Source organism: Streptomyces sp. NPDC048254 (genome assembly GCF_043201895.1).
Classification (GTDB): Bacteria; Actinomycetota; Actinomycetes; order Streptomycetales; family Streptomycetaceae; genus Streptomyces.
The window spans coordinates 225237-231678 of the sequence record NZ_JBICZJ010000018.1 but is presented as its reverse complement, the minus strand read 5'-3'; the positions used below and the strand labels follow the sequence as shown (position 1 = coordinate 231678).

Annotated in this window: 4 protein-coding genes and 1 pseudogene; 3 read left to right on the top strand and 2 right to left on the bottom strand. The window is 72.1% G+C overall.

Going from position 1 to position 6442, the window contains the following annotated elements:
* The 3 genes and pseudogenes from ACGFZQ_RS39340 to ACGFZQ_RS39330 all read left to right on the top strand — a co-directional run.
* Positions 1-813: pseudogene (locus tag ACGFZQ_RS39340) on the top strand (glutamyl-tRNA reductase); the annotation flags it as partial.
* Positions 810-1751, top strand: coding sequence for a hydroxymethylbilane synthase (gene hemC, locus ACGFZQ_RS39335; RefSeq protein ID WP_393844434.1), 942 nt, complete (start codon positions 810-812; stop codon positions 1749-1751). The pseudogene ACGFZQ_RS39340 and the gene hemC, both read left to right, overlap by 4 nt.
* Positions 1752-1859: 108 nt before the next feature.
* The gene (locus tag ACGFZQ_RS39330; RefSeq protein ID WP_393844433.1) at positions 1860-4538 is read left to right on the top strand and encodes a LuxR C-terminal-related transcriptional regulator; all 2679 of its coding nucleotides are present in this window, start codon (positions 1860-1862) and stop codon (positions 4536-4538) included.
* Between the two features lie 8 nt (positions 4539-4546).
* Here the strand turns inward: ACGFZQ_RS39330 and ACGFZQ_RS39325 are convergent, their stop codons facing one another.
* Together ACGFZQ_RS39325 and ACGFZQ_RS39320 are read right to left on the bottom strand one after the other, a co-directional pair.
* A complete protein-coding gene (locus ACGFZQ_RS39325) occupies positions 4547-4825 on the bottom strand; it encodes a hypothetical protein (RefSeq protein WP_393844432.1) in 279 nt (92 codons plus the stop codon).
* Between the two features lie 114 nt (positions 4826-4939).
* Positions 4940-6397, bottom strand: a complete 1458-nt coding sequence (locus ACGFZQ_RS39320) for a catalase (RefSeq protein ID WP_393844431.1) — start codon at positions 6395-6397, stop codon at positions 4940-4942.
* Between the last annotated feature and the right edge of the window lie 45 nt (positions 6398-6442).

Genomic DNA, 6442 nt, shown 5'->3' with positions numbered 1-6442 from the left:
GTGGAACTGGCCTCGCCGCGCCTGGGCGAGCAGGGCCTCGCGGGCCGGGATGTGCTGGTGCTCGGGGCCGGGTCGATGAGCGCGCTGGCGGTGGCGGCCGCGGCCCGGAGTGGGGCGGCCGGGATCGTGGTGGCCAACCGGACCCGCCGGAAGGCGGAGCGGCTGGCCGCCCGCCCGGGTGCGATCGTGGCCCGGGCCGTAGGCCTGGGGGACCTGCCCGCCACCATGGCGGAGGCGGACGTCGTGATCTGCTGCACCGGTGCGGCCGGGCCCGTGATCACCGCAGACATGGTGCCCGCCGAGCGCCGCGGCAGCCTGGTGTTCCTGGACCTCGCGATGCCCCGCGACGTAGAGCCCGCCGTGGCCGACCTGCCGGGCGTGACGGTGGTCGGCATGGACGCGCTCAGCGAGCATCGGAGCGGCGCCGGTACCGACGAGGTCGCCGCGGTGCGGGCGATCTTGGAGAGCGAACTCGCCGCCTACCGGTCGGCGGTCGACGCCGCCCGGGTCGCTCCCCTCGTGGTCGCACTCCGCGCCAAGGCGGCCGGCGTGGTCGACGCCGAACTGGCCAGACTGGCCGGCCGGCTGACCCCCGACGCGCCGAGCGGCCGTGTCCTTGACGAGATGGCCCAGACCATGCGGCGGGTGGTGGACAAGCTCCTGCACGAGCCGACCGTACGGGTGAAGGAACTCGCCGGCTCACCGAACGGCGAGGACTACGCGGCGGCGCTGCGCGTCCTGTTCGACCTCGATCCGCGCGCGGTCCAGGCGGTCACCCGGGCACCCGCCCCGGGGCAGGAGGAGTTCCCGTGAACGCGCAGCCGCTGCGGCTCGGCAGCCGCAGGAGCCCGATGGCCATGGCACAGTCCCGGCGGGTGGCCGGCATGGTCACCGAGCTGACCGGCCGACCGGTGGAGATCGTCGGGGTGACGACGCCGGGCGACGTCAGCCGGGCGCGACTGCACCGGATCGGCGGCAACGGAGTGTTCGTCGGCGCGCTGCGCGAGGCTCTGCTCCGCGGCGAGGCCGACCTGGCCGTGCATTCGCTGAAGGACCTGCCGACCGGGCTCTCGGCGGGCATCGTACTGGCGGCGGTGCCGCCCCGCGACGACCCGCGGGACGCGCTGGTCGCACGGGACGGGGCCAAGCTCGCCGACCTGCCGTCCGGCGCCACGGTCGGCACCGGCTCGCCGCGACGGGCCGCGCAGGTGCTGCGCCTGCGCGGAGACCTGCGGTGCGTGCCGATCCGCGGCAACGCAGGCACCCGGCTCGGCAAGGTGAGCTCCGGCGAGCTCGACGCAGTGGTGCTGGCCCGTGCCGGGCTGGCCAGGATCGGTCAGGCCGACGCCGTCACCCAGGTCTTCGAGCCGGACGACATGCTGCCGGCCCCCGGCCAGGGAGCCCTCGCCGTGGAGTGCCGTGCCGACGAGCCCGAGCTCGCGGCCGTGCTGGGTGCCCTGACCTGCCGGCCCGGTCTGGCTGCGGTGACCGCCGAGCGCGGCCTGCTCCAGGTGCTCGGAGCCGGGTGCAGTGCCCCGGTCGGCGCCTACGCGGTGGGTACGCGGCCCTTGTGGATGCGGGCAGCCGTCTTCGGCGCCGACGGACGGCAGGTGCTGCGCACGCACGGCGCCACCCCGCTCGACTCCTTGTCCCCCCTTGCCGGAGCCCTGCGACTCGGCCGCGAACTGGCCGTGGAGCTGCTCTGCGCCGGGGCAGGCGATCTCATGAAGGTGACCGGTTCCGGGCTCTGAGACGTGCTCACCCCTCGGTGGCGTGATACCCGCCGGAGTGAATTCACCACTGACCTGTGCGATGGTCGGAAGTGCGCACCGTCCCCTGCCCACCTCACAGTGACCGCCATGAGAACTGCAGGCCGATCCCAGAGCGCCGACGCTCGGACGGTCCCCGCTGTCCAGGGACGGATCGTCTCCCGCCCCGCGCTGTACGCACGGCTTGCCGGAGCGGCGCGCGTCACCACGGTGTCGGCGCCGGCCGGCAGCGGAAAAACCTTCCTGCTGCGGTCCTGGGTCCGCGAGACAGGCCTGATGGAGCGTGCCGCGTCCGTCTCGGTGCAGCGCGAGGAGCGCGACCCGCAACGGTTCTGGATCACCGTGTGCGACGCGCTTCGGGCCACGGACGTCGCGTCCGGCCTGGTGCGGCCGCTGACGGAGGCGCCGGACCTGGACGGATGGACCATCGTGGAGCGGCTGCTGAACGACCTGGCACCGCTGGAGGACCCTGTCTGGCTGATCATCGACGACCTGCACGAGCTGCGCTCGACGGAGGCGCAACGCCAGCTGGAACTGCTGCTGCTGCGTGCGCCGCCGGAGCTGCGGTTCGTGCTCGCCACCCGGCGGGATCTGCGCCTGGGCCTGCATCGGCTGCGGCTGGAGGCGCAACTCACCGAGATCCGCGCGGACGGTCTGCGGTTCAGCCTGGAAGAGGCGGAAGCGCTGTTCCAGGGCGCCGGGGTGGAGCTGTCCGGGGCGACCCTCGCGCGGCTGCACGAGCGGACCGAGGGGTGGGCCGCGGGGCTGCGGCTGGCCGCTCTGTCGCTGGCCGGGCATCCGGATCCGGAGGGATTCGCGGCCGGGTTCGCCGGCAGCGAGCGGACGGTGGCCGATTACCTGCTGGCCGAGGTGATGGAGCGGCAGAGCGCGGAGGTCCGGCGACTGCTGCTGCGGACCAGCGTGCTGGAACGGGTCAACGGCGAGCTCGCCGACCTCCTGACGGGGAGTTCCGGCGCGGAGCGGACCTTGCAGGACCTGGAGGAATCCGGGGCGTTCGTCATCTCGCTGGACGTGCGGCGGTCCTGGTTCCGCTACCACACGATGTTCGCGGACCTGCTCCAGCTGGAACTGCGACGTACCGCTCCGGACGAGGTGCCCGCGGTGCATCGCGCCGCGGCCGGCTGGTACGCGGATCACGGGCATCCGGTGGAGGCCGTCCGGCACGCCCAGGCGGCGGGGGACTGGGGTCCGGCGGGCCGCCTGCTCTCGGACCACTGGATCGGTCTCGGCCTGGACGGACAGGCCGCCACGGCCCACGCGCTGCTGGCCGGCTTCCCCGCCGAGATGATCTCCGCCGACGGGGAGCTCACGATACTGGCCGCGTTCGACGAAGCCGTGAACGGCTCGCTGGCGGAGGCGGAGCGGTGGCTGGCTCTGGCCACCCGAGGCTCCGCGCCGGTGTCCGCAGACCGGCGGGAGCACGTCGATCTGATGGTCACCGTGGTGCGGCTCCTGCTGGCTCGCCAGCGCGGCGACCTGCCGGCCGTGGTCGACGAAGCGCAGCGGCTGCTCGCCTCCGGCGACACCCTGGACGCGGTGGAGCTCGAACGCGGGGCCGAGCTGCGCGCCCTGGCGCTGATCAGCCTGGGCATCGCCGAGACCTGGTGCCAGCGGTACGAAGACGCCGACCGGCACCTCGAGCGGGGTGTCGCATTGGCCCACCGGATCGAGCGGCCGTATCTGGAGATCCTGGGGCTGGCGCACTGGGCCGTCGTGGCGCTCAGCCGGAAGCTCGCCGTGGCCGCAGAGCGCGGCCGGCAGGCCATGGAGCTGGCCCACCGGCACGGCTGGGCCGACGAGCGGATCGTCACGGCCGCGCATGTGGCGCTCGGCCTGCACATGCTCTGGCGGGGACGGCTCGACGAGGCGGAGCCGTGGCTGGAGCGGGCCGAACGGACGGTGCGCCAGGAGACCGATCCGGTGACCGTCCTGTTCCTGCACTACGGCCGTGGGCTGCTGGATCTGGCCCGTGGCCGCGACGAGGACGCGCTGGCCGGTCTCCGCTCGGCCGAGCACGTGAGCGGTCTGGTCGCGGCCCGTCATCCGCTGGCCACGAAGGCGCGGGCGTTCCAGCTGCACACATGGGTGCGGCTCGGTGAAGGGCAGCGTGTCGAACAGGACCTGGCCGAGATGGACACGTGGGAGCTCGAAACCGGGGAGACACGCGTCGCCGTGGCGGCGCTGCGGCTGGACCGGGACGAACCGCTGGCGGCGACCGCCGCGCTCGCGCCCGTCCTCGATGGCTCCGCCCCGCTCATGGAACCTCGGGGCTGGCAGGTTCAAGCCCTGCTGCTCGAGGCGATCGCACGCGATGCGCTCGGCGACCAGGCCGCCGCCGAGCACACCGTGGAACAGGCACTCGATCTCGCCGAGCCCGACGCCACTCTGCTGCCCTTCCTCCTTCACCCCGCACCCGGAGTACTCGAGCGGCACGCCCGGCGCGGTACCGCCCATGCCGCCATGATCTCCGAGATCCTCGACCTCCTGGCCGGCAAACAGGCGGAGCCGGCGGCCGGCGCACCGGGCCGGCTGCGCGAGCCGCTGACCCACAGTGAGACCCGTGTCCTGCGCTACCTGCCCACGAACCTGCCGGCACCGGAGATCGCCGACGAGCTGTCCCTGTCCGTGAACACCGTGCGGACACACATGCGCCACCTGTACGGGAAACTCGGCACACACAGCCGTAGCCAGGCCGTGGGGCGAGCCAGGGCCCTGGGTCTGCTCGCCCCCTCTTCGCGCAGTTCCTGAGACTGGGCTCAGGCCTGGCGCGGGTCTCGGGCCTGGCGGCGCCTGACGCGGACCCGGCCGCTCACGGGCGTGCCGTCGCAGCGGCGGAGCTCGATCAGCTCCAGGTCGAGCGCTTCGATCTGGGCGAGCGCGCCGTGCAGCGCGGCTCGATCGGGCAGCGTTCCGGTGAGCAGGGTTTCGGCTCCCTGGATCTCGGCGCGCAGGCCGGGAAACGCGCCGAGGAAGGTCTGGCTCAGATGTCCGTGCACACGGATCTCGTAGCACGCGGATGTCGTCGGATCGTTCATGGTGTCAACGTTCCGCCCAGAGTCTGGGCTCGTTCCATGCCGGACTGCTGCTCCGGACGTCAGGGGGCCCGGCGCCTGCCGGCGCCAGGCCCATGGGTGGGTTCGGGCCGCCGGTCAGGGCTGCCCGTCGCGGACGGCCTTCTCGATCCTCTCGCCGAGGGCCTGGTCCACGTTCCTCCAATACTGGAAGGCGCGTTCGAGCACCGGCTCGGACACGCCGCCCAGCAGGTGGCCGGCGATGTTGGACACCAGTCGGCCCCGCTCGGCGTCGTCCAGGACCTCGCGGGCCATGGTGCGGGCCTGGCCCCAGTCGTCGTCGGCACGGCGCAGCGTGTAGGCGGACCGGACCATGTCGCCGTCGGCGGACCAGTGCACCTCCGCGGCCGCCACCGGGTCGGCCTGCGGGCCGCCGTAGGAGTTGGGCGCGTACACCGGGTCGGAGACGTTGTGGACACGCATCACGCCGTCCTTGGAGTACGAGCGCACCTCGACCTTCGCCGAGTTCACCGGGATCTGCTTGTAGTTGACCCCGAGCCGGGCACGATGCGCGTCGGAGTAGGAGAACCCGCGGGCCAGCAGCATCTTGTCCGGCGACAGCCCGGTGCCGGGCACCTGGTTGTTCGGCTCGAACGCGGCCTGCTCCATCTCGGTGTGGAAGTCGCTCACGTTGCGGTCCAGTGTCAGCCGGCCCACCTCGTGCAGCGGGTAGTCGCCGTGCGGCCACACCTTGGTCAGGTCGAACGGGTTGAACCGGTAGGTCTTGGCGTCCTCGAACGGCATGATCTGCACCTTCAGCGTCCAGCTCGGGTACTCCCCGCGCTTGATCGCCTCGAACAGGTCACGCCGGTGGTAGTCGCCGTCCTTGCCGGCCAGGTCGTCGGCCTCGGCCTGGGTGAGGAACTCGATGCCCTGGTCGGTGATGAAGTGGTACTTGACCCAGAACAGCTCACCGTCGGCGTTGAGCCAGGAGTAGGTGTGACTGGAGTACCCGTTCATGTGCCGCCAGGTCCGCGGGATGCCCCGGTCGCCCATCAGCCAGGTCACCATGTGCGCCGACTCCGGGGACAGGGTCCAGAAGTCCCACTGCATGTCGTTGTCCCGCAGCCCGCTGTCGGCGCGGCGCTTCTGGGACCGGATGAAATGCTGGAACTTCAGCGGGTCGCGGATGAAGAACACCGGGGTGTTGTTCCCCACGAGGTCGAGATTGCCCTCGGAGGTGTACATCTTCAGCGAGAACCCGCGCGGGTCCCGCCAGGTGTCCGGGCTGCCCTGCTCCCCGGCCACGGTGGAGAACCGGATGAGCGTGTCGGTGCGGGTGCCGGGCTGGAACACCGCGGCCTTGGTGTAGGCGCTGACGTCGTTCGTGACCTCGAAGTATCCGAACGCGCCGGCTCCCTTGGCATGCGGTTGCCGCTCCGGGATCCGCTCCCGGTTGAAGTTGGCCATCTGCTCGATCAGGTAGTGGTCCTGCAGCAGGATGGGGCCGTCGGGGCCGACGGTCAGCGAATGGTCGTCGCTGGCCACCGGGATGCCGGCATCGTTGGTCGTCGGCTTGGGCTGGATGCTGGTCATGGACCGTTTCTCCTCCGTGTAGGTGGTGGAAAGAGGGGGGTGGAA

Bases quoted from the DNA above. Each gene is read 5' to 3' on its own strand.
- ACGFZQ_RS39330 (WP_393844433.1), top strand. From the start codon at position 1,860: ATGAGAACTGCAGGCCGATCCCAGAGCGCCGACGCTCGGACGGTCCCC.
- ACGFZQ_RS39320 (WP_393844431.1), bottom strand. From the start codon at position 6,397: ATGACCAGCATCCAGCCCAAGCCGACGACCAACGATGCCGGCATCCCG.
- ACGFZQ_RS39325 (WP_393844432.1), bottom strand. From the start codon at position 4,825: ATGAACGATCCGACGACATCCGCGTGCTACGAGATCCGTGTGCACGGA.